The sequence below is a fragment of the Herbaspirillum frisingense genome (assembly GCF_047325095.1).
Lineage (GTDB): Bacteria > Pseudomonadota > Gammaproteobacteria > Burkholderiales > Burkholderiaceae_D > Herbaspirillum > Herbaspirillum frisingense.
On record NZ_CP168558.1, the window covers coordinates 4980280 to 5002246 of the forward strand.

Annotated in this window: 21 protein-coding genes; 15 read left to right on the forward strand and 6 right to left on the reverse strand. The window is 63.8% G+C overall.

Features of this window, described 5'->3' with window-relative positions:
* Window positions 1-210 precede the first annotated feature (210 nt).
* Window positions 211-1173 carry a cation diffusion facilitator family transporter gene (locus tag ACEOAC_RS22665; protein WP_413444569.1) on the reverse strand — a complete coding sequence of 321 codons (963 nt, stop codon included), beginning with the start codon at window positions 1171-1173 and terminating at the stop codon, window positions 211-213.
* Window positions 1174-1492: 319 nt separating this feature from the next.
* Between ACEOAC_RS22665 and ACEOAC_RS22670 the strand changes: the two genes are divergently transcribed.
* On the forward strand, window positions 1493-3130 hold the full coding sequence (locus tag ACEOAC_RS22670; RefSeq protein ID WP_241813000.1) for a DUF342 domain-containing protein: 1638 nt from the start codon (window positions 1493-1495) through the stop codon (window positions 3128-3130).
* Window positions 3131-3207: 77 nt separating this feature from the next.
* Complete coding sequence (locus ACEOAC_RS22675) at window positions 3208-3606, forward strand: hypothetical protein (protein WP_051110868.1); 399 nt, start codon at window positions 3208-3210, stop codon at window positions 3604-3606.
* Window positions 3607-3618: 12 nt separating this feature from the next.
* Here the strand turns inward: ACEOAC_RS22675 and ACEOAC_RS22680 are convergent, their stop codons facing one another.
* Window positions 3619-4467: a LysR family transcriptional regulator gene (locus ACEOAC_RS22680; RefSeq protein ID WP_413628591.1), complete on the reverse strand. Its 849-nt coding sequence runs from the start codon at window positions 4465-4467 to the stop codon at window positions 3619-3621.
* Window positions 4468-4578: 111 nt separating this feature from the next.
* Here ACEOAC_RS22680 and ACEOAC_RS22685 point away from each other — a divergent pair, with 111 nt between their 5' ends.
* The 5 genes from ACEOAC_RS22685 to ACEOAC_RS22705 all read left to right on the forward strand — a co-directional run bounded on the left by ACEOAC_RS22685 (window position 4579) and on the right by ACEOAC_RS22705 (window position 8100).
* Entirely contained in the window at window positions 4579-5607 is a 1029-nt protein-coding gene (locus tag ACEOAC_RS22685) for a bile acid:sodium symporter family protein (RefSeq protein WP_241812999.1), read from the forward strand.
* 136 nt (window positions 5608-5743) lie between these two features.
* Window positions 5744-6115 carry a VOC family protein gene (locus ACEOAC_RS22690; protein ID WP_006461911.1) on the forward strand — a complete coding sequence of 124 codons (372 nt, stop codon included), beginning with the start codon at window positions 5744-5746 and terminating at the stop codon, window positions 6113-6115.
* A 118-nt stretch (window positions 6116-6233) separates the two neighbouring features.
* Window positions 6234-6932 carry a helix-turn-helix transcriptional regulator gene (locus ACEOAC_RS22695; protein ID WP_241812998.1) on the forward strand — a complete coding sequence of 233 codons (699 nt, stop codon included), beginning with the start codon at window positions 6234-6236 and terminating at the stop codon, window positions 6930-6932.
* A gap of 121 nt (window positions 6933-7053) precedes the next feature.
* Window positions 7054-7458 carry a DUF2325 domain-containing protein gene (locus ACEOAC_RS22700; protein ID WP_077236901.1) on the forward strand — a complete coding sequence of 135 codons (405 nt, stop codon included), beginning with the start codon at window positions 7054-7056 and terminating at the stop codon, window positions 7456-7458.
* A gap of 138 nt (window positions 7459-7596) precedes the next feature.
* Window positions 7597-8100 carry a hypothetical protein gene (locus ACEOAC_RS22705; protein WP_077236900.1) on the forward strand — a complete coding sequence of 168 codons (504 nt, stop codon included), beginning with the start codon at window positions 7597-7599 and terminating at the stop codon, window positions 8098-8100.
* A gap of 137 nt (window positions 8101-8237) precedes the next feature.
* Here ACEOAC_RS22705 and ACEOAC_RS22710 read toward each other — a convergent pair whose 3' ends face one another.
* From ACEOAC_RS22710 to ACEOAC_RS22720, 3 genes are all read right to left on the reverse strand, one after another.
* Entirely contained in the window at window positions 8238-9065 is an 828-nt protein-coding gene (locus ACEOAC_RS22710) for a diguanylate cyclase (RefSeq protein ID WP_241812996.1), read from the reverse strand.
* Between the two features lie 236 nt (window positions 9066-9301).
* The gene (locus tag ACEOAC_RS22715; protein ID WP_413628592.1) at window positions 9302-10879 is read right to left on the reverse strand and encodes a class I SAM-dependent methyltransferase; all 1578 of its coding nucleotides are present in this window, start codon (window positions 10877-10879) and stop codon (window positions 9302-9304) included.
* 55 nt (window positions 10880-10934) lie between these two features.
* The gene (locus ACEOAC_RS22720) at window positions 10935-11333 is read right to left on the reverse strand and encodes a nucleotide pyrophosphohydrolase (RefSeq protein WP_413628921.1); all 399 of its coding nucleotides are present in this window, start codon (window positions 11331-11333) and stop codon (window positions 10935-10937) included.
* A 251-nt stretch (window positions 11334-11584) separates the two neighbouring features.
* On the opposite strand from ACEOAC_RS22720, the gene ACEOAC_RS22725 reads away from it, so the two are divergent.
* The 4 genes from ACEOAC_RS22725 (at window position 11585) to ACEOAC_RS22740 (ending at window position 15414) form a co-directional block, all read left to right on the forward strand.
* The gene (locus ACEOAC_RS22725) at window positions 11585-12208 is read left to right on the forward strand and encodes an attG domain containing protein (RefSeq protein ID WP_413445729.1); all 624 of its coding nucleotides are present in this window, start codon (window positions 11585-11587) and stop codon (window positions 12206-12208) included.
* 387 nt (window positions 12209-12595) lie between these two features.
* Entirely contained in the window at window positions 12596-14245 is a 1650-nt protein-coding gene (locus ACEOAC_RS22730) for a methyl-accepting chemotaxis protein (RefSeq protein ID WP_413628593.1), read from the forward strand.
* 184 nt (window positions 14246-14429) lie between these two features.
* Window positions 14430-14639, forward strand: coding sequence for a protamine P1 domain containing protein (locus ACEOAC_RS22735; RefSeq protein WP_102661588.1), 210 nt, complete (start codon window positions 14430-14432; stop codon window positions 14637-14639).
* Window positions 14640-14787: 148 nt separating this feature from the next.
* Window positions 14788-15414: a trimeric intracellular cation channel family protein gene (locus ACEOAC_RS22740; RefSeq protein WP_006461921.1), complete on the forward strand. Its 627-nt coding sequence runs from the start codon at window positions 14788-14790 to the stop codon at window positions 15412-15414.
* A 589-nt stretch (window positions 15415-16003) separates the two neighbouring features.
* Here the strand turns inward: ACEOAC_RS22740 and ACEOAC_RS22745 are convergent.
* On the reverse strand, window positions 16004-16213 hold the full coding sequence (locus tag ACEOAC_RS22745) for a cold-shock protein (RefSeq protein ID WP_006461922.1): 210 nt from the start codon (window positions 16211-16213) through the stop codon (window positions 16004-16006).
* Window positions 16214-16663: 450 nt separating this feature from the next.
* Between ACEOAC_RS22745 and ACEOAC_RS22750 the strand changes: the two genes are divergently transcribed.
* The 4 genes from ACEOAC_RS22750 (at window position 16664) to ACEOAC_RS22765 (ending at window position 21881) form a co-directional block, all read left to right on the forward strand.
* Complete coding sequence (locus ACEOAC_RS22750; protein WP_413445164.1) at window positions 16664-19585, forward strand: HD domain-containing phosphohydrolase; 2922 nt, start codon at window positions 16664-16666, stop codon at window positions 19583-19585.
* A 93-nt stretch (window positions 19586-19678) separates the two neighbouring features.
* Entirely contained in the window at window positions 19679-20335 is a 657-nt protein-coding gene (locus ACEOAC_RS22755; RefSeq protein WP_413445163.1) for an alanyl-tRNA editing protein, read from the forward strand.
* Window positions 20336-20350: 15 nt separating this feature from the next.
* Entirely contained in the window at window positions 20351-20758 is a 408-nt protein-coding gene (arfB, locus tag ACEOAC_RS22760) for an alternative ribosome rescue aminoacyl-tRNA hydrolase ArfB (protein WP_413628594.1), read from the forward strand.
* 187 nt (window positions 20759-20945) lie between these two features.
* Entirely contained in the window at window positions 20946-21881 is a 936-nt protein-coding gene (locus ACEOAC_RS22765; protein ID WP_006461926.1) for a hypothetical protein, read from the forward strand.
* Window positions 21882-21967: the final 86 nt, after the last annotated feature.

Consider the following 21967-nt stretch of genomic DNA (forward strand, 5'->3'; position numbering starts at 1 on the left):
ACGACGCCGTGCCGACGGTGGGCGAGTTGCTACTGGTGAATGCGGCGACCGCTGCAGGAGTGGTGGATGTGTAGACCGGCGACGGCGACACGGAGGTCAGTGGGCTCATGAGCGCAGAGGGGCTGGCGACGATACGCTAGCTAACGGCCCCCTGCTGCGATTCTTTAGATGAACGTACGCGGGGTATCGGCACGCCACGTCTAGCGTGGTCTAGCGGAGTCCGGTCTGGCCTGGCGCATCAAGGCTGCTAAGCGGTGAGGCCGCCTCTCCCGGGGTTTCTATCGGGTCCACATGCGTCATCACATCCAGCACATGATGCGCATCCAGCACCCGGCGCCGGGCATCGGTGGCGATCGCATGGCCTTGCGTGACGCTCAGCGCCCCGTCGATTTCCAGGTGCACGTCCACCTGCGTCAGGTCGCCCATGCGTCGGGTACGCAAGTCATGCAGGCCTTGTACGCCCGGGGTGGCGAGGATGGTGGCGCGGATTGCCTCTGCCTCTTCGGCCGAGACGGCACGGTCCATCAGGTCGTGCAGGGCGCTCCAGAAGAAACCCCAGCCGGTGCGCACCACCATCAGGCCGACCACTGCTGCGGCCACCGGATCGAGCAGGGTGAAACCGGCCAGGCTGCCGACGATGCCCAGCGCTACCACCAGCGACGAGGCGGCGTCCGATCGCGCGTGCCAGGCATTGGCCACCAGCATGCTGGAACGCACGCGCTCGGCGATGCGCAACATGTAGCGGAACAGCAGTTCCTTGGCCAGCAAGGCCACCAGTGCCACCCACAGGGCGGTGATGTGTACCGGCGGAGTATGTCCGTAATGCTGGATCTTTTGCGCAGCGGAAATCAGCATGCCCAGGCCGACGGCCAGCAACAGGGCGCCCAGCGCCAGGGAGGCGGCATTTTCGTACCGCTGGTGACCATACTGGTGATCGTCGTCGGCCTGCTTGCGGCTGTGGTGCCCGGCCAGCAGCACCACGAAATCCGAGACCAGGTCCGAGAGCGAATGGATGCCATCGGCAATCAGGGCCTGCGAACCGGTGAACACGCCGGCCGTGACCTGCAGCATCACCAATACGATATTGACCACGATGCTGACCAGCGTACTGATACGTCCGGCGCGGTGGCGGGCGGGATCGCCCTTGAAGTCTTCTATTTGGGTACTTAACATAAAACCAACGATAAGAGCCTAATCTAGAGTCAAAGTCGGCAAAACTTGTGCTATCCATCAAATTACTGGATCATCTTGCCACATTACAATGTCAGCTGTATTGCGCCAGGGGGTGGCGTCGCCGCTTTTTTACGGTCCGGCGTACGCAGGACCGCGCAGACGAGGTGACCAACGAGCGACAACAGCATGCGCCCCCTTCGCATGAAATAACAGCACGGCGCCCCTGGCGAACTGTGTACATCCGCGGCAGCGACGGTGGCGACAACGTCGCGCAAGCAACCCGCGGCAGACCCGGTGCAGCCATTCATCGAGGAACAGCATGAACCAAGCAACTCCGCAACCGCTGTCGTTTGCGTTCGACAGGGCCAGCGGCGAACTGAGCGCAACGTTTACTCCGACGGCGGGCTTCCCGCCGCTGACCCTGGCCTTCCTGAAGCAAGCCATGACCGACCATGGCCTGACCAAGCTGTTCTTCCAGGACTCGGTCCTCAACGCCTTCGTACGCAAGGCCGAGGATGCCAAGGAAGCCGTCACCCAGGTCATCGCCGAGCGCCGTGATGGCGAGTTCTCGCTGGACGTGGCCGACGACCTGATGACGGCATCGTTGACCCTGGTGCCGCCCTACGGCGGTCGCGCCAAGAGCGTGGAAGTGGTCAATGCGATCCGCGCCGCCGGCATCACCTACGGCATCCTGCATGAACAATTGCGCGGTGCGCTGTCCGCCGGTTTCTGCAACAAGCTGGTGGTAGCCCAGGGCTTGATGCCCACGCCTGCCGAGCCGGCCCGTTTCGAGAGTCTGCTGGAAGAGAAGGAAGAAGAGCTGGCCGACATCGAGGAAGATGCGGTGGTTTCCTACGCCGACATGGGCCATATCCTGCTGGTGAAGGTGGGCGACCCGCTGATGCGCCGCATTCCGCCCGTGCCGGGCAAGGATGGTATCGACCTCCGTGGCGGCAAGGTGCCGGCGCGGCCGATTGCCGATGTGGGCTTCGCCAAGGAAAGCATCGGCGCCGAACCCAGCGAGGACGATCCCGATCTGCTGGTGGCGATCGTGCCGGGCCAGCCGACGGTGATCAAGAACGGCGTGAAGGTCAACCCGGTGCTGGATGTGGAGAACGTCGACCTGTCCACCGGCAACCTGAGCTTCGAAGGCACGGTGCGCGTCTCCGGGGATGTGCTGACCGGCATGAAGCTGCACGTGGGCGGCGACGTGGTCGTCAACGGTACGGTGGAAGCGGCCGAGATCGTGGCCGGGGGCAGCGTCACCGTCAAGGGTGGCGTGATCGGCCACAGCGAAGGCGTGACCGCACAGGCGGGTACCACCGCCATCGCCTCGCGCATCAGTTCACAGAAATCGGTGCAGGTGATGTTCGCCGAAAGCGCCCACATCGAAGCCGCCGACGACATCCTGGTGCTGGGCAATGCGCGTCACTGCGAACTGCTGGCCGGTAACGAGATCACGGTCGGCAAGGGCAATCCGCGCACCGGCCACATCATCGGCGGCCGGGTGGAGGCCACCAACATCATCCGTGCCAACGTGATCGGCGCCTCCACCAGCACCCATACCCGCATACAGGTCGGCCTGGATCCCTACCTCGAAGAAAAGATCGCCATCAAGGAACAGGAATACACCCGCAAGGTGTCCGAACTGGACCGCACCATCAAGCAGCAGAGCTACTACAAGCTCAATCCCGAGAAGGCCACCCCGGAACTGCTGCACGAAACCAGCGACAAGCGCAAGGCGCTGGCCTACGAGGTCAAGGTGCTGCTGGAAGAAGTGGGGCAGATGAAGGAAAACATGGTCGCCGCGGAAGATGCGCGCATCATCGTGGCCAAGGCGGTCCATGAGGGTACGGAGCTGCGTATCGGACACGAGGTCTGGCCGGTGCAATCCGACCTCGGTGGCGGTACCGCGCAGTTGTTCGAAGGCGATATCCGCTACAACCCGAAAAAGTGATGCGGCGCCAGTGCGCCTGTGGATAAATCGTTTATACGGTTACACTTGCACTTATCCACAGGCCCGACCACTCTCCCATGCAAGATCAGCTTCCCCACGCCACGCCACCATTGCTGCGCGAACTGGCCACCCGTTCCGCCGACATTTCCCAGGACTGCAACTGCCGTGCCGTCGACACCAGCGGCTGGATCAGCCTGCCGCTCTCGCTGCCGGAGACGCAGCTGGCCGACGTCGCCACCCTGATCACCGATCCCTACGCGGAACCGACCTTCACCGAATATCACCCGGAGGGTACCCGTTACGATTCACCGACGGCGCCCATCGCCCCCGCCTGGTATCCCTACAACCGCTGCAATGTCGCCCGCTGCACGCAGTGCGGTCGGCATTACCTGCGCTACATGGAGGCCGGCGGCTACTTCGTCGACCGCCGCATCCGTGCCCTGGAAAATCCGGCACTGGTGGTCGACCCGGCATGAGCGCCCTGCCCTTCAGCCGCGACTGAGGCGGCTCGACATCAGGATCTGATACAGCGTATCGGCCGGTTGCGACAGGCGGCGCGCCGTCAGGGCCACATATTCCACATCCGGCAGGCGCGGCAGGGCCGCGTGATTGAGCGGCGGCACCAGGTCACGTGAGGACAGGTGCTGCGGCAGGGCCGCCAGTCCCAGGCCACCCCGTGCAGCCGCCATGCAGCCGGCGTGGCTGCCGCTGGTGCAGACGATGCGCCAGTGATGCCCGGACTTGCCCAACGCCTGCAAGGTCGCGGCCCGGGTGATGCTGGGTTCGGGCAGCAGGATCAGGGGCAGCGGCTCGGTCAGGTCCACCAGCGTGTCCGGCCGGGTCAGCCACTGCATCGGCGTGGAAAACATGCTGTGACCGCGCGATTCGCCGGCACGGCGCTTGCCCACCAGCAAATCCAGCTTGCCCTGGTCCAGCGAGGCATAGAGATCGCTGGTCAGGCCGATGGTGATCTCCAGTTCCACTTCAGGATGCTGGCTGCGGAAAGCGGCCAGCATGTCCGGCAGCGGCCCCATGGCGAGATCGTCGGAAGTGCAGACGCTCACCCGGCCGCGCAGGCGGGGGGCGCTGAACTGGGCCTCGGCGCGGGCATGTGCCTGCAGGATCAGGCGCGCATGCACCAGCAGGCTCTCGCCGTCGGCGGTCAGCGCCAGCGAGTGGGTATCGCGCACGAAGAGGCGCCGCCCGAGGCTTTCTTCCAGCCGGCGGATGTGATCGCTCACGGTCGACTGGGTCAGCCCGAGCTGGCGCCCGGCCTCGGTAAAGCTGGCAGAGGCGGCGGCGGTGGTAAAGGTCTGGAGCCAGAGCGGATTGAGCATGGGGCATTATCATCGGACTTCCCGATGACAGTCAACGCGATCAGAGGGGTTCCCGATGGCAGGCGAATTTCCTATCATGACGACAAACCCCTTTTCCATTGCGAGTACGTCATGAACCGCTTCCTCCCAGACCGCTTCACCCAGTTGCTGATCGGCACCGTGCTGCTGGCTACGCTGTTCCCGGCCACCGGGAGCTTCGAGCATTTCATGCACCTGGCCAGCAATGCGGCCATCTCGCTGCTGTTCTTCCTGCATGGCGCCAAGCTCTCGCGCGAGGCGGCGCTGTCGGGCCTGAAGCAACCGCGTCTGCACCTGCTGACGCTGGGCTCGACCTTCATCCTGTTCCCGCTGCTGGGTCTGGCGCTCAAGAGCGTGGTGCCGGACCTGTTGACGCCGCAACTATGGATGGGCGTGCTGTTCGTCTGCACGCTGTCGTCGACGGTGCAGTCCTCGATCGGGTTCACCTCGATCGCCCGTGGCAACGTGCCGGCGGCGATCTGCGGCGCCACGGCGTCCAACCTGCTGGGCATCGTGATCACGCCGCTGCTGGTGACGCTGCTACTGCACCGGCACCACGAGGCCAATGGCCTGTCGCAGGTACTCAGCATCCTGCTGCAGTTGTTGCTGCCCTTCGTGCTGGGCAACCTGATGCGTCGCTGGATCGGCGAATGGATCAACCGCCACAAGGTGATCGTCAACGTGGTCGATCGCGGCGGCATCCTGCTGTCGGTCTATGCCGCCTTCAGCGTGGCGGTGGTACAGGGCGTGTGGCACCTGTTCCCGCCGGGCCAACTGGCCTTGCTGGTGCTGGTCAATGCAGTGCTGCTGGGCGCGGTACTGCTGATCACCACCTTCGGCGCACGCGCCCTGAAGATGCCGCGCGGCGATGAAATCGTGCTGGTGTTCTGTGGTTCCAAGAAGTCGCTGGCCTCCGGCATCCCCATCGCCTCGGTGCTGTTTGCCGGCAGCGGTGCAGCGGTGGTGCTGTTGCCCATCATGCTGTTCCACCAGATGCAGCTGATGCTGTGTGCCGTGCTGGCGCGGCGTTACGCGGCGCAGCTGGAAGGCGTGGAGGCTGCCGAGGTTGCTGAGGCTGCGACAGCTGGCAAGCCCGGCGCACCGCTGGCGACCTCCCGCTGAAGCGACTCGATTCTTCCCATTTCTTCTTCCCAGGCGAGGGCTACTGACAGAACGTTGTCAGTAGCCCTCGCGCATGATGCGTCGCATGCCACACGGCATGACAAATCCCTCATCAACGACGCAAAGGAAGAAGAACATGCAAACCCAAGTCAACTGGTTCGAGATCGCCACCAAGGATCTGCAGCGCGCCACCCGTTTCTACGAAGCCGTGTTCGCCACGCAGTTGCGCCAGGAGCAGATCAGCGATAGCGGTCCGATGGCCATCTTCGTGCGTGACGACGGCCGCTCGGTCGGCTGCCTGACCGGCCCCGGCTGGCTGGAGCCGACCCGCCAGGGCACACTGATCTATCTCGATGCCGGACCGTCGATCCAGGCGGTGCTCGACCGCGTGGTCGCCGCCGGTGGCGAGCTCACCATGGAACGCACGCAGCTGCCCAACGATATCGGCTATATCGCGCAATTCATCGACAGTGAAGGCAACCGCATGGCGCTGCACGCCATGCACTGAGCGACTGGCCCGGCCAGGTGACGAGCATGCCGGCATCTTGCACAGCAGCATCGAAGTCTGTGGCGGGCCTGCAGCGTGCATGCCAGAATGGCGCGCATCAATTTTCCGCCTGCCTTCCATGCGCCGAGCCGACCGCCTGTTCCAGATCACCCAGTATTTGCGTGGACGCCGTCTCACCACGGCGCGCCAGCTGGCGCAATGGCTCTCGGTCTCGGAACGCACGGTCTATCGCGATATCCGCGATCTGTCGCTGTCGGGCGTGCCGGTCGATGGCGAGGCCGGCGTCGGTTATCGCATCAAGCCGGGCTATGACCTGCCGCCGCTGATGTTCAATGCCGATGAAATCGATGCCCTGGTGATCGGCATGCGCATGGTGCAAGCCTGGGGTGGCCCGCAGCTGGGCGCCTCGGCCGCGTCCGCGCTGGCCAAGGTGGTGCTGGCACTGCCCAAGGAAAAACGCGACTTCGTCGAAGCCACACCGTTGTTTGCCCCGACCGCACCAGATGCCGATGGCCGGGGCGAGCGGCTGGAGGCGATCCGCCAGGCCATCGGCAGCCGCCACAAGCTGCTGCTGCACTACACCGACGCCCAGCAGCGCGCCAGCCAACGCGTGGTCTGGCCGCTGGCGCTGGCTTTCTTCGGCGGCACCTGGCTCCTGGCGGCATGGTGCGAACAGCGCGACGACTTTCGCTCCTTCCGCCTGGACCGTGTGCAACAGATGAGCGAGCAGGGCCATTACCCGGACCGCAATGGCCGGCGTCTGCCCGACTTCGTACGGGCCATGCAACGCCAGGCCCGCAACCAGCCGGCGGCCTGAACCATACGGGCTTGCGGCACCTGCAACGCAAATCGCATATGTAGCTGCAAATTGATTCGTTCGCGCCACAAGTGGCGGCGGGTAGGCTGGAACCGTCCTCTACTTCCGGCGAGTCTGTCTCATGCGTGCTGCCCTGTCCTCCCCTGCCCAAGCTGCCGTTTCGCTGGCCGACCGCTGCGTGCTGTGCGTGGGCGGCCTGACCGGCGCCCGCAATCACTACCGGGCCGAGATCGAAATACGTGCCGGCCGTTTCCTGCATCACGATGGTGGCCGCGAAGACAACCTGCATCGGCTCACGCCCATGCTGGCGGCGGCCGACATTGTCATCTGCGCCTCCGGCAACATCAGTCACAACGCCTATCACCTGGTCAAGAGCACCTGCAAGAAACTGGGCAAACCCTGTGTATTGGTGAAGGGGACGGGCATCGCGTCCTTCCTCGACGGACTGGGTCACCTGGCCGCCGAGGATGCACCGGCCGACGGTCCCTCGGCACGCGGCGACCGGGTCTTGCGGCGCAAGCGCTAGCAGCCCATCCGCCGCAAAAAATGTCGCGCTGCAGTACGGATTGGAAAAATCGGCAAAAGCCCCCTACAATCGACTCCCTGGCCCGCATTGCCTGGCCGCACAGACAACATGCCGTCACGGCAATTTCCGGGAGTCCGTTTGAAGATCGTAACCCGCCTGAGCAATCGCCTCCTGGCGCTGGTGCTGGCCTGCGCGGCCACCGTCGCACCGGCGGCGCACGCTGCACCGCAGCCCAGTTTCGGCATCGAGGTCGGCAATGCCCTGCTGTGCCTGAACCAGCTCAACAGCAAGTATTTCTTCGATTATCTGGTGGCAGCCTTCGGCCCTCCGTACAAGACCGAGGGTGGCGCCTACTGGTTCAAGGCCACCAATGTCTCGCTGTGGGGCATGCAGGCGACCGACTTCCTGGTCAATGACAGCAGCAGCCAGGCCGATTTCATCGGGGCCTACTTCAACACCACGCCGGTCAAGCTGACCGACGCCATCAAGGCGGCGCTGGGCATCCGCTTTACGCCCGATGATGACACCGCCTACCCGGTGCGACAGTCGCAGGCGGGCAGCAAGATCGTCTACAACGATACCAATGCCAAGATGTATTGCGCCAAGTCCAAATTCCTGGTGCCGGGGCCGGAACAACCTTGAGGTGGTGCCGTAATGGCGCCCCCGCCCGTCCAAGAAAAATGCCGCGCGCTGCAGATTGCAACGCGCGGCATTTGTCCATTTGCACTCCGCGTGACCCTGGCGCGATCAGCCCGGGTCAAGAGGGGACGGGGACCGGCTCAGGCCTGCGCCTTGACCAGATCCTCGGTGGTGCGGATGCAGTCGCGGCCGGAGGCCTTGGCCAGTGCCAGTGCCTGTTCCGATTCGCGCAGCACCGTTTCGGGCTCGTCCACCTGGCGCTGTGGCGTCACCGAGGCAATACCGATGCTGATGGTCACCCGTCCGGTCGGGCTGGCGCTGTGGGTGATGTCGAGCTGCTCGATCGACTTGCGGATGCGTTCGGCCACGATCAGCGCGCCTTCCAGCTTCGACCCCGGCAGCAGGACTGCGATTTCCTGGGTCCCGAACCGCGAGAGCAGGTCTTCCGGTCGCACGTTGGTATCGCGGATGGCGCTGCCCACCCGGCGCAATACCTTGTCGCCGGCCATGCGACCGTAGGCGGTGTTGTATTCGTCGAACAGGTCGATGTCGATCATGATCACCGCCAGCGAAAGATTGGTGCGGGCGGCGCGGTTGAATTCCTCCAGCAGGCCACGCTCGAACTGACGACGGTTGGCCAGGCCGGTGAGGGCATCTTCCAGGCCGACGCGGGCCAGGGTCTTTTCCATTTCTTCCAGATGGACGCGCGCATCGTCGCGCTCCTCCACCAACTGCTTGCGCTCGCTCTGCAGGTTCTGCAGTTCGCTTTCAAGACCGCCCAGCGGCCGCAGCAACTGCCCCAGCAGCAGCCAGGACAGCAATGCCGACAGCAGCACCAGCACGATGGCGGCGCCAGCCAGGCCCTGCGTGCCGCTCCACGCCATGGCGGTCAGGACGGCAGCGGTGACGACCACGGCGGCGGTAGCGGCCAGGGTCAGGCGAGTTTGAAGTGTTCGGGACAGGGACATAGGCAGAAACCGATTTTCCTTAAAGAATTCCGGCGCCGGGGGCTGCAAGCGCGGCAGTGACGGCCGGCAATACGGCCACGCGAAATGCTACAGGCTCGGACGCTGCGATGCAACGCGCACTGTCATCCGGGGCGTGGACGCCCTCCCCGTTCTGCCGCACCGTTCACCGCGCCGTGAGGATTGTGGTGAGGATTGCCTTGAGGATGGCCGTCGTGATTGGCGCGCCTGGCCTGCCATCAGGCCACCTGCAGGGCCTGCAGCAACGGCAGCCGGGTGCGGGCGAACAGCCGGGCCTGGGTCGCCAGTTCGGCCAGGTTTTCCTCTTCGCCTTCCAGCCGCACACCGTCGCGCACCAGCCGCTTGCCCTGCGCCGCAACGTGGCGCCAGACCTGGGCCGGCCAGGCGTCGATGTCATCGCCGCAGTGCTGGCGCGCCAGCAGGAACAGCTGCTCGACGCGATCCACGCGCACGCCACCGCCGGTAAGCGGGCTGACCAGATGACTGATGTCACCCTCGTCACTCCCGATGCCATGGGTTGGCGCCAGCGCTGCACGCTGCAGCAGCCAGGCATTCAAGTCGCTGGTGCGGCGCGCGATCTGGGCCTGGGTGGCGGCATCCGACTCGGCAGGCAACGGCGCGGCATGGCCGGTGCCGATCAACATCAGGGCCGAATCGATCACCTGCGAGAGGTTCAGGTTGCGATGCGCCAGCGTCGCCGCCAGGTCGACCAGGGTATGCGGCTGGTAGTCCGACAGGGCTTGCAGGATGGGCTCGTAGATCAGGCGGTTGAGGGTGATCTCGGAGGCCACGTTCTGGATGGTCAGCGGCACCTTGTCCGGCTCGGTCAGCAGGACCACGCTCTGCAGCGCCAGCGCCTGTACCCGCTGGCGCTCGTCGAGGACCTCCCCGCCGCGCACCCAGTAATCGCGCCGGAAGGTCTGGTTGACCATGAAATCGCGCACGCTCTGGTACAGCACCGGGTCGCTGATCTCGGCCAGGCACTGGCGCTGGGCGGGAGTCAGGTTGGCCATGTCGAGATGGTCGATGTAATGCGCCGGGCAGGCGAACTGCAGGCCGGCGCGCGCCAGGCAGCGATGGATGTCGGCGAAGGCTTCGGCATGCCAGTCGCGATTGAAGTATTCGTGGGCGAGGTAGCTGCGCGGTTGCTGCTGCAGGATCTTGAGGCGATCGCGCATGAAGGGATTGGCCTGGGCATAGACCGGATCGGTCTCGAACATCTGCGCGGCGAAGGCCAGCGCGGCATCGATGCGGGCTGCGGTGGGCAAACCCTGCTCGTCATTGCCCACCTGCTGGGTGTGCTGCACCAGCAGGTCGCGCAGCGGCATGAATGCCGACCAGCCGGGCTGGGTGTTGTAGCTCAGGTAGAGCACGCCACCGGGCTTGAGCTTGCGGTCGATGAAATCGAAGATGATCTCGCGGTTTTCCTGCGAGACCCAGCTCCAGATGCCGTGCAGGGCGATGAAGTCGAAATCGGGCAGGTCGTCACGCAGGCAGAAATGCGAGAAGCTGGAATCCTCCAGTTGCGCCCCGCTACCGCTGGCGGCCGCCAGTTCGCGGGCGAAGGCTGCCTGCAGCGGGTTGAAATCATTGCCCCACCAGCGCGTGCCGGACGCGGCCGCATGGAAATTGGTCGACAGCCCCTGGCCGAAACCCAGCTCACAGGCGGTCTGGATGGCCGGCGCACGCAAGCCGTGAAAGGCGAAGGCCAGCGGCAGGCGTGCCGGGTTCAGGCCCGGGTAGTAGCCATAGGTGTAGGCGATGTCGACGACGTAACCGTCATTCCAGTTGTTCAAGGCGGGCTCCGTACGGCAGGGAAGACTGGCTAAGGGATAAGGGACGACTGCCGGCTCAGCGCGCCTGACCGGCATCGCCGCCGGTGGCGTCGGCCGCTGCCGAAGCAGTCGACGCGGCCAGCACATCGTATTTGCGGGCGTTGCCGCGTGCCAGCTCCACGGGGTACTTGCGGCGGTTCAGTTCCATCTTCTCCAGCACGGCGCTGCGCAGGTCGACGCCGGTATGGTCAGCCAGCTGGATCAGGTAGACCAGCACGTCGGCCATCTCGTGCCGGATGCCTTCGCGCGCGGCGTCGTCAAGCTCGTGCATGGCACCGGTCGGCAGCCACTGGAAATGCTCCATCAGCTCGGCTACCTCCACCGACAAGGCCATGACCAGGTTCTTGGACGTGTGGAAGCGCAGCCAGTCGCGCTCACCGGAAAAGCGGCGGATGATGTCGCGCAGTTCATGCAGGTCGGAGACAGGGGTGGCTGGGGTGGCTGGGGCGGCTGGGGCGGCTGGAGTGGTGGAGCTGGCAGCGGCTGCAGCGGGATCGGCAGGGGGCTGGGCGGAATGATCAGTCATGGCGTCTTGTCCGGGGAGTGCGCTATGGCGCTGTTGTATTGATGCGCATCGGCTTGGCTCGACACTTTATCACCAACCCACACAGACGCAGGCGGGACGATTGATCTGGGACAGTTCCCGTGTTGCCGTAATGAGGCACAATGAGCAAAACACGCGACATTTCGATCACCATGCCGACAACTCTTCGCTCCCCGCTGCGTCTCCTGTCCTGCGTCACGCTGATGCTGGCCCTGCTCGCGGCCGGCTGCGACCGACACGTCGACCAGCAACTGGCCGAGCACGAAGCCGCGCAGACCACCCTGGGCATCACGCCCAAGCAATTCGCGGCGCGCTTCAATGAGCGCCTCGCCGACGTGCTCAAGGACATGCAGGTAGAAGAGCCCGAGCACATGGCCCGTCTTTACATGCTGGACGCGGACCGCCTGCATCCCGGCCAGTACGACTATGTGCTCGACGCCAAGGTCGGTCCGGCCCAGACCACCATCATCGGTACCCTCAACAAGAGCGGCGAGCTGCGCAACGTGGGCGTGATGCTGACCAACAAGACACAGGGCGCCCGCGACGAATTCCTCATCTGTGCCTCCAGCGCCGCGCGCAGCTTCATTACTTCCGGCCAGGACAAGCTGCTGCCCCTTATTACCCGCCTGACCACGGTCGCGCTGGACAATCCGGGACAACGCATGACCGAGGTCGTGGCCGATCAGTTGCTCTCGGTCGAACTGGTGCCGCAAGGCGTGTTGTTCCAGGTGCAGCCGCGCCAGTGATCCCCGCTCGGCGCGACCGATGACGCAGGGAAACTCTGCGGTCGCGCAGGTACAGCACAATAAAACGCCAAGACCGCGAAGGTTTCAACGGGAAATGCCTGCCTGTTTCTCGGATCGAAAAGGCAAGCCAACGTTTAGATTCTGGACATCGTGGTTTCCGTGTTTCCCCGATCACGCCGGGACAGGCTGACGGGAAACATCCATTGCGGAACGGCCATGGATCGCCTTCTTACAGACTCGGGATTCCACGTCAGGTCCATAATCAGCCATGGCCTGTCTTGAAAAACGGGGCTGCAGCACTTGGGGAAGAAGCGCTGCAGCTTTCTATAACAGCGGCAGGACCGTAGCCCGGGCAGGGTCGGGCGGTCCGAGGGCACGGGGGCAAGCATGCGCACGAATCTACCTATCACCACCAATGAACGGTTGCTGGAGGATGGCAAGTCCATCGTTTCCAAGACCGACCTGCAGGGCAACATCCTCTACGTCAATCCTTACTTCGTGGAAATCAGCGGCTTCGCGGAGGCCGAACTGATCGGCGCGCCGCAGAATATCGTACGCCATCCGGAAATGCCGCGCGAAGCCTTTGCCGACATGTGGACCACGCTCAAGGCCGGGCTGCCCTGGAACGGGCTGGTCAAGAACCGCTGCAAGAACGGTGACTTCTACTGGGTACAGGCCAACGTGACGCCGGTGCGGGAAAACGGCCGCGCTGTCGGCTACATGTCGGTGCGTACCCGTCCTTCGCGGGAGCAGGTGCAGGCCGCCGATACCGCGTATCGACGCTTTGTGGCCGGTCAGGCGCGTGGCGTGCGTATCCATCGCGGCGCTGTGGTCCGTACCGGCCTGGTGGGATGGCTGCAAGGTCTGCGTGACCTGTCGGTGGCGCGACGACTGGGCTGGACCATGAGCGTGCTGACACTGATGTTCCTGCTGGGCGGCGTCGTTGCCGGGGCCGCCGTGCAGCGCGCTGGCGGCAGCCCGTACGCGGTGTGGCTGGGGACAGCGCTGGGCGCCATCCTGCTATTGGGTTCGTGGGCGCTGCTGCACGCGAGCATCGTGGCACCGTTGCAGAGGGCCATCCGGTCCGTGCATGGTCTGGCCGGTGGCGACCTCGACCTGCATATCGATACCGACGCTCGCGGCGACATGGGCTTGCTGCTGCAGGCCTTGCAGCAACTCAACGTCAACCTGCGCGCCATCATCGGCGACGTGCGACGCAATGTGGAATCGATGACCATCTCGACCGGTGAGATCGCCAGCGGCAACATGGACCTTTCCGGGCGCACCGAATCGCAGGCCTCGGCGCTGGAGGAGACAGCGTCCAGCGTCGAGCAGTTCGCCGCCACCGTGCGCCAGAACGCCGACTCCGCCGCCAATGCCGACCGCCAGGCACAATCGGCCTCCTCCATTGCCCAGCGTGGCAGCCAGTCGGTGCAGCGCATGGGCAAGACCATGGAAGAGATCGATACGGCCTCGCACAAGATCGTCGACATCATCGCGCTCATCGATGGCATTTCCTTCCAGACCAACATCCTGGCCCTGAACGCGGCCGTCGAGGCAGCCCGCGCCGGCGAACAGGGCCGCGGCTTCGCCGTGGTGGCTTCGGAAGTGCGCACGCTGGCGCAGCGTTCGGCCTCGGCCGCCAAGGACATCAAGGGACTGATCGACGACTCCCGCGCCAAGGTGGAAAGCGGCAACCAGCTGGTGCGGGAGACCGCGCAAGCCATGGGTGACCTGGGCGGTGCAGTGGAAAACATGGCGGTGACCATGGCCGAGATCACGGTGGCCAGCAATGAACAGAGTGGCGGCATCGAACAACTGAACCAGGCCGTCAATGCCATCGACGAAACCACGCAGCAGAATGCGGCGCTGGTGGAGCAGGCCGCGGCGGCCGCGGAAAACCTGCGCGACCAGGCGGTCAAGCTGAGCCAGGCCATGTCGGTCTTCAAGATCAGCCACGGCGCTACGCGCCCCGGCGCATCGGCGGCGCTGCGGCCATCGCGCGCGCAGGACCCGGGCCTGATGCTGGCGCAATAAAGCCGCAGCGAGGAAGCCTGCTTTACACAGCATTGCATATCTTTACGCGCATGGCAGGGGGTGGCACCTTTGCACGGCTGTCGCGCTTGCTTATGATGAACTCCCGCCCGGTGGTCTGCGGTATCGCTGACGATATCGATGCAATCTGCCGGGTGCCTTCGATCTCATCACAAGGGAGTTTCACATGAGCGTATCTTCCGTTTCCTCCGGCAACAGCGGCTTCTACAACACCGTCATCGCACCGATCAAGAAGGTCGCCGTGGAAGTGGGCGACGACATCGAAAGCGCCTACGACACCACTGCCGACGCCGTCTCCTCGGCTGCACATGCGGTGGCCGATAGCGTCAGCTCGGGTATCAAGGCGATCGGCAACATCATCGATACCTCGGCCTGAGCCAACCGTTTCACGCGAGCGCATCACCCATGGTGGTGACGGTCGCGTTGGCATTGCGTGATGGAATGCGTATCCGGCCATCGCGGTCCGCAGGGCGACATGCAATAATCCGGGCAATCCGACTTCTTCGGCTCGCCCGGACCCTGCCATGCTGCTGTACACCATCTACCTGATCGCCATCTGCGCCGAAGCCGTCTCCGGCGCGCTCATGGGTATCCGCAAGGATATGGATATCTTCGGTATCTGCCTCATCGGTACGGTCGCCGCGCTCGGTGGCGGCACCGTGCGCGACATCCTGATCGGTCACTATCCGCTGGGCTGGGTGGCGCATCCGGAATACCTGGCCTTCACCATCTGCGCGGCCATCGTGGCGGCAGTCGCGGCGCGCGCCTTGCATCACTTCAAATCGGCCTTCCTGGTGGTGGATGCGCTGGGGCTGGTGGCCTTCACCATCATCGGCTGCGACATCGCCCGCAGCTTCGACAACTTCCATCCCGCCATCGTGGTCATGCTGGGGATGGTCACCGGCGTATTCGGTGGCCTGCTGCGCGACGTGCTGTGCAACGAAATCCCGCTGGTGCTGCGGCGCGAGATCTACGCCAGCGTCTCGCTGCTGACCGGCGCCCTGTATGTGCTGATCCTGCATCTGCAGATCGACAGCCGCATCGCCACCCTGAGCTCGCTGCTACTGGGCTTTTCGGTACGCCTGCTGGCCATCCGCTTCCATTGGGAATTGCCGCGCATGGACAAGGAACGGGTGCGCGGCTTCGACTGAGCTCCACGCCGCCCACCACGCCCCAGAACGCAAAAAGCCCGCCTCGGATGAGGCGGGCCGTTCATTGATTAACGCTGGATTCACCGCGACCCATGCTATCTGCAAGGTGTCGCCGATCCGACCTGCCCGGCCTATCTGGCCGGTGCGGTCCTGCTCCAGGTGTTCGTCTTGTCCTGGTCCCGGCAGATCTCTGGGATCGGCGGTCCAGTCACTCCATCTACGAGCGCTTAATTAACTATTTGCTCCACGGGACAAGCCCGTGATCGGCGGACGATTTGCTGTACCTGCCACATGCCCGCGCTATCTGCACGGCCACATGGGGCTGGCCACTGGCGATCGCCGGCCGCGCCCTGTGCATCCTGAGCGCAGCGAAACGCCGCGCGGCTGATACAGGAAGGGCTGGCATCCCCTCTTCCGGATCGGGATCGGCCCTGACTATCTGCCAGGTGCCGCTCCGAGGAAGCCCTCGTCCGGAGTGAGGTGATGCCGCTTGGTGCTGCCGGCCTGGCCATCGGAACGTATGGAATACCTTGGCGTTCAGGCGCGGGCAGCGGGGATGTTCGGGTTCGCTTGCGCGAAGATCGAGGTCTTAGATGACCTTGATGTTGGTGGCCTTTTCACCCTTGGGGCCGACACCGCGGTCGAACGACACGCGCTGATTTTCCGACAGGCTGCGGAAGCCATTGGACTGGATGTCCTGGAAGTGCGCGAAGACGTCGGCGCCGCCGGCATCAGGAGTGATGAAGCCGAAGCCCTTGGCATCGTTGAACCATTTGACTACGCCGGTTTGAGTGCTCATGTTTATTCCTTTGGAAAAGTTTGGGACGAATGAAGGCAACATGCCTGCAAGGCACTTGAGACCAAGAACTGAAACCGAAGGAAAGAAAACAGAACGACCGAGGAGGGAACGACAGTCAGGCGGAATTGGAACCAACAAGAATACAACTTGATGCAAGTACAACCAGCATTGTACACGACTAGCAGCAAATTGCCTCTCCTTGTCAACAAATGTGTGGTTTTTATGAAAAACAGGGCGCCGTCATACTGCCTACCATCAGTCACATTCCGTCCTCTTAAGCGATAAATCGAAACGGCGATCAGGGGGAAGAAAAACCGCTTAACCACTTTATGCGACTCCAACGTAATTCCGGTATATTCAGTCGAATGGCCGTGTCCCGTTTGCGCCTGTGCATGGCGCTGCAAACGGCATCGCGGGTTTCGCTGCATGTCACCAGTCCCTGCGTGCTCAATGCCCCTCCCCGAACGCCCTTTGCCTGATACGAGCGACGACGATGCCAGCCTGCCTGGCTTGCCGGTGCGCTTTGGTATTTCAGCACTGGTGATGGCCGGCATGATCCTGCTGGCGGTGGTGCTGGTGTCGGTGGGCTGGTGGGGCGCGCGTCAGGTCCTGCTGGACATGGCCGAACGCTCGGCCGAGGACGCCGGGCGCATCATGACGGAACGCTCGCGCCGCATCATCGACCCTGCCGTGGCCACGCTGCGCCAGCTGGCATTCGATCCCATCACGCAGGCCGGCACACTGGACGAACGTCTCACTCGGATTGCCGCCTTCTCCATCGACATGGTTGCCAACCCGCTGGTCTCGGCGGTCTATGTGGGCTATCCCAATGGTGACTTCCTGCTGGTGCGGGCGCTACGCGGCGCCGAGCAACGCGAGTTCTTTGGCGCACCGGCGGCAACCGCTTTCCTGGTGCAGACCATCACCGTCAATGGCGCCGGCCAGCCGAAGGGCCAATACCGTTTCTATAGTGCCGAGCTGAAACTGCTGGCCCTGGAAGACCAACCCGCTTACCGTTTCGATCCCCGCACCCGCCCCTGGTACGCCAGCGCGGACCGTTCGCTGGCACCCGCGATTTCGGCACCCTACGTGTTCTTTACCACGCGCCAGATCGGCATCAGCCTGTCGCAGCGCGCCCGTAACAGCGACGCAGTGGTGGCCATCGACATGACGCTCGATGACCTGGCGGCCAGCCTGGGAAATCTGCGCCTGACGCCCCACAGCGAACTGGCGCTGGTGGACGAGAACGACAAGGTGATCGCCTACGGTGACATGGGTCGGGTACTGGAGCAGGACGGCGACAACTTCCGCTTCCGCAGCCTGGCCGAACTGGACGTGTCGAGCCTGTCGCTGTTGTCGGCCAAGTCCAGGGCGGGCGAGCAGCGCGCCCTCTACGATGTCAACGGCAGGGAATGGCTGGGCCTGTCACTGCCCTTCAACGTCATCGACGGCCACACCCTCAATCTGCTGATTGCCGCGCCCGGCGACGAACTGCTGGGTCAACTGGATCGCAATCGCAAGACACTGGTACTGGTGGCGCTGCTGCTGGTGATCGCCTTCCTGCCGCTGGGCTGGTGGGCTGGCCGTGCCATCGGGCGCAGCATGGAACGGCTGGCGCTGCAGGCCGGGCGCATGTCGCGCTTCGACTTCCGTACCCAGGACCGCAAACGCAGCGTGCTGCGCGAAGTCAATATGCTGACCCAGATGGTGGACCACGTCAGCCTGACGGTAGAAGCCTTCCTCGATATCAGTGCCATCCTCAGCACGGAAATCCATGTCGAAGAAATGTTGCAGCAGGTGCTGGAGAAATTCGTCCAGGCCACCCGCTGCGATGGTGGAGCAGTCTACCTGTGGCAGCGCGAGAGCCGGCAGATGCAGCGTGCGGCCGCCTACGGGCAGCAATGCGGACTGACCGATACCATGGCCTACGAGGAACACGGCCCTGCCGCCGACATGGCCCGCGAAACCGACGACAACCGCCTGCGCGTGGAACTGGACCTGCGCGGCCGCAACGGTTCGCTGGAAGGGCTGCTGGTGCTGATGCATGCGCACGACAGCGCTCATGAGGATCCGCGCTTCCTGGCCTTTGCGCGCAGGCTGTCGGGCATGCTGGCCGTGGCCATCGAAACGCGCCAACTGATCGCCGGACAGAAGGCCCTGCTGGAATCCCTGATCCGCCTGATGGCCGACGCCATCGATGCCAAGAGCCCCTATACCGGTGGCCACTGCGAACGCGTGCCGCACCTGGCCATCATGCTGGTGGAGAGCCTGGAACAGGAGCGCGACGGTCGCTACGCCGACTTCAGCCTCAACGAGGACCAGCGCTACGCCTTCCAGCTGGCCGCGCTGCTGCACGATTGCGGCAAGGTCACCAGTCCCGAGCACATCGTGGACAAGGCCACCAAGCTGGAAGTGATCCACAACCGTATCCACGAAGTGCGGATGCGCTTCGAGGTCCTGTGGCGCGATGCCGAACTGGAGCTCCTGCACGAGTACCTGCCTGCGCTGGCACCAGCACAGGCCGAGGCGCTGCGACTGCGACTTGAGGAAAGGCGCAAGCGACTGCACGAGGATTTCGCCTTTGTCGCGCAATGCAATGTGGGAGGCGAGGCGATGTCGGAACAGGCCATCGCGCAGTTGCGCCAGATTGCCGCGCAGACCTGGCAACGTCACTTCGACGACAGCCTCGGACTGGCCGATGAAGAAGCCCGGCGCCTGGCGGCAGCGCGTGGCGGCCAGCCGGCCCAGGCATTGCCGCAGACCGAGCAGCTGCTGGCCGATCGGCCGGAACACATGGTGGCGTGGGATGAGGAACATCGTCCGGCGGTCGAACGCGATGACCCGCGCAACACACTGGGTTTCAACATGAAGCTGCCGCGCTATCGGCAGAACATGGGCGAACTGCACAACCTGACGGTACGGCGCGGCACGCTGACCGAGGAAGACCGCTTCGCCATCAACAACCACATCGTGCAAACCCTGGTGATGCTCAAGAGCCTTCCCTGGCCCGATTCGCTCAAGAGCGTGCCCGACACGGCCGCCAACCATCACGAGAAAATGGACGGCACCGGCTACCCACGCGGCCTGCTGGCGGGCGAGCTGCCCTTGCAGGATCGCGTGATGGCGCTGGCCGATGTGTTCGAAGCGCTGACCGCGGCCGATCGCCCCTACAAGCCGGCCAAGACCTTGTCGGAATCGTTGCGCATCATGGCCTTCATGTGCCGCGACCGCCATCTGGATGCGGATTTGTTCCGCTATTTCCTGCGCAGCCGGCTGTGGCAGAACTATGCCGATGACATGCTGCGACCGGCGCAACGCGACGAGGTCGATATCGCAGGCATCGAAGCACTGCTGACGCCCCCGCCGGCCTGAAGCGCAGGCAGGCCTGGGCCGGCCTGTACTTCCGGCGTAGAATCGGCGGCTGCCGACATTGGCACACTCTCTTATCCCTTGCGAACGCATTCCATGACGCACAAGATCTTCTGGTCGGCGCCTTACCAGACCGAACTTGATACCGTGATCACCCACCTCGATGGCGATCAGGTCCAAGTGGCCGACACCATCTTCTTCGCCTTCTCCGGCGGACAGGAGAGCGACGCCGGCACACTCGGCGGCCATCCTGTCCTCACGGCGGAAAAGCGCGACCTGTCCATCGTCTACACGCTGCCGGCCGGGCATGGATTGCAGGTCGGCGATGCAGTGAAGATGCATATCGACTGGGAGCGCCGGTACCGCCTGATGCGCCTGCATTTCGCCGCCGAGATGGTATTGCAGCTGGTGTACCAGTTGCGCCCCGGGATCGAACGCATCGGCGCCCATATCGCAGCGGACAAGGCGCGCGTGGATTTCGCCAGCGAGACCAGCCTGGCGCCGTTGTTCGGGGAAATCGAGGCCGCCACGCAACGGCTGGTCACAGCGGGATTGCCGATCGTCACCGCCTTCAGCGATGAACAGGCCGGGCGTCGCTATTGGGAAGTCGAAGGCTTCGCGCGCATGGCCTGCGGCGGCACGCACCCGCGCACCACGGCCGAAGTGGGCCAGATTCGGCTCAAGCGCAAGAACACCGGTAAAGGCAAGGAACGCATCGAGATCATGCTCGATGCCGGCCTGCAGACTGCCTGAATATCAACAGAGGGCTTGACCATTTCCATCCCGTTGATCCCCGAGGAAGAAGTCGAACTGACGGCTATCCGCGCACAAGGCGCAGGCGGACAGAACGTCAACAAGGTATCGAGCGCGATCCACCTGCGCTTTGACATCCACGCCTCTTCCTTGCCGGATGAGATCAAGCAACGTCTGCTGACATGGTCGGACCAGCGCATCAGCAAGGACGGCGTCATCATCATCAAGGCGCAGACACATCGCAGCCAGGAAAAGAACAAGGCGGAAGCCTTGCAGCGCCTCCAGGAAATGCTGGCCCTGGCCGCGGCGGTACCGGTGCGGCGCCGCCCGACCCGCCCGACCCGTAGTTCCCAGCGGAAACGACTGCAGAGCAAGACACAGCGCGGCGAGATCAAATCGATGCGCGGCAAGGTGCGCGACTGATGCCGGCCCGGGCCGCCGAACAGGGTCAGCGAGGACCGCAAGAATTCCCGCCTGGCTCCAGGGTAACGAGGTAACATGGACTTTTGCATCGCAAAGGGATGATCCATGGGCAAGCCATCAAGCGAGCAAGCCATGGTCAGGCGATGAACACACCGGGTCAATTTCATCAATGGAGGGGGATGTCACCATGTCGGAAGCAAAGAAATATCGTCTCGTCACGCGCAGCGACTTCGATGGTCTGGTCTGTGCAGTCTTGTTGAAGCATCTGGACATGATCAACGAGATCCTGTTCGTCCACCCCAAGGACATGCAGGATGGCAAGATCGCCATCAGCGACAACGACATCACCACCAACCTGCCCTTCGTTGCGGGCGTGCATCTGGCCTTCGATCACCATCTGTCCGAAACCATCCGCAACACTGGTGAACGCAAGAACCACGTGATCCATCCGGAGGCGCCGTCGGCTGCGCGCGTGGTGTATGACTACTACGGTGGTGACAAGACTTTCCCGGCGGCATGGGCCGACATGATGGCCGCCGTCGACAAGGGCGACTCCGCCCGCTTCAACGAGGAGGAAGTGCTCAACCCGCAAGGCTGGGACCTGCTGAACTTCCTCATGGATGCGCGCACCGGCCTGGGGCGCTTCCGCGACTTCCGCATCTCCAACTACAACCTGATGATGGACCTGATCGAGCTGTGCAAGACGCACACCATCGATCAGATCATGGATTCGCCGGACGTCAAGGAACGTCGCGAGCTGTATTTCGAACATGCGGAGAAATGCAAGGAGCAGATCCGCCGCTGCGCCACGATACACAAGAACCTGGTCGTGCTGGACCTGCGCAAGGAAGAGACCATCTTCGCCGGCAACCGCTTCATCATCTACGCCCTGTTCCCGCAGACCAACATTTCCATCCACGTACTGTGGGGCCTGAAGAATCAGAACACCGTCTTCGCCACCGGGAAGTCCATCCTCAACCGCAGCTCCAAGACCAATATCGGTGCACTGATGCTGGAATACGGCGGCGGCGGACACGAGAACGCCGGTACCTGCCAGGTGGACAACGAACGTGCAGAAGAGGTGCTGGAGGCCTTGATCACACGGATCAACAAGGACGGCTGAAAAGCACGCAGCGCCTGCCGGCCGGCCCCCGACTTGGGCCGCACGGCGGGCCTCTGCTTGCTACCGTGCATGGTGGCGGCGGTCCG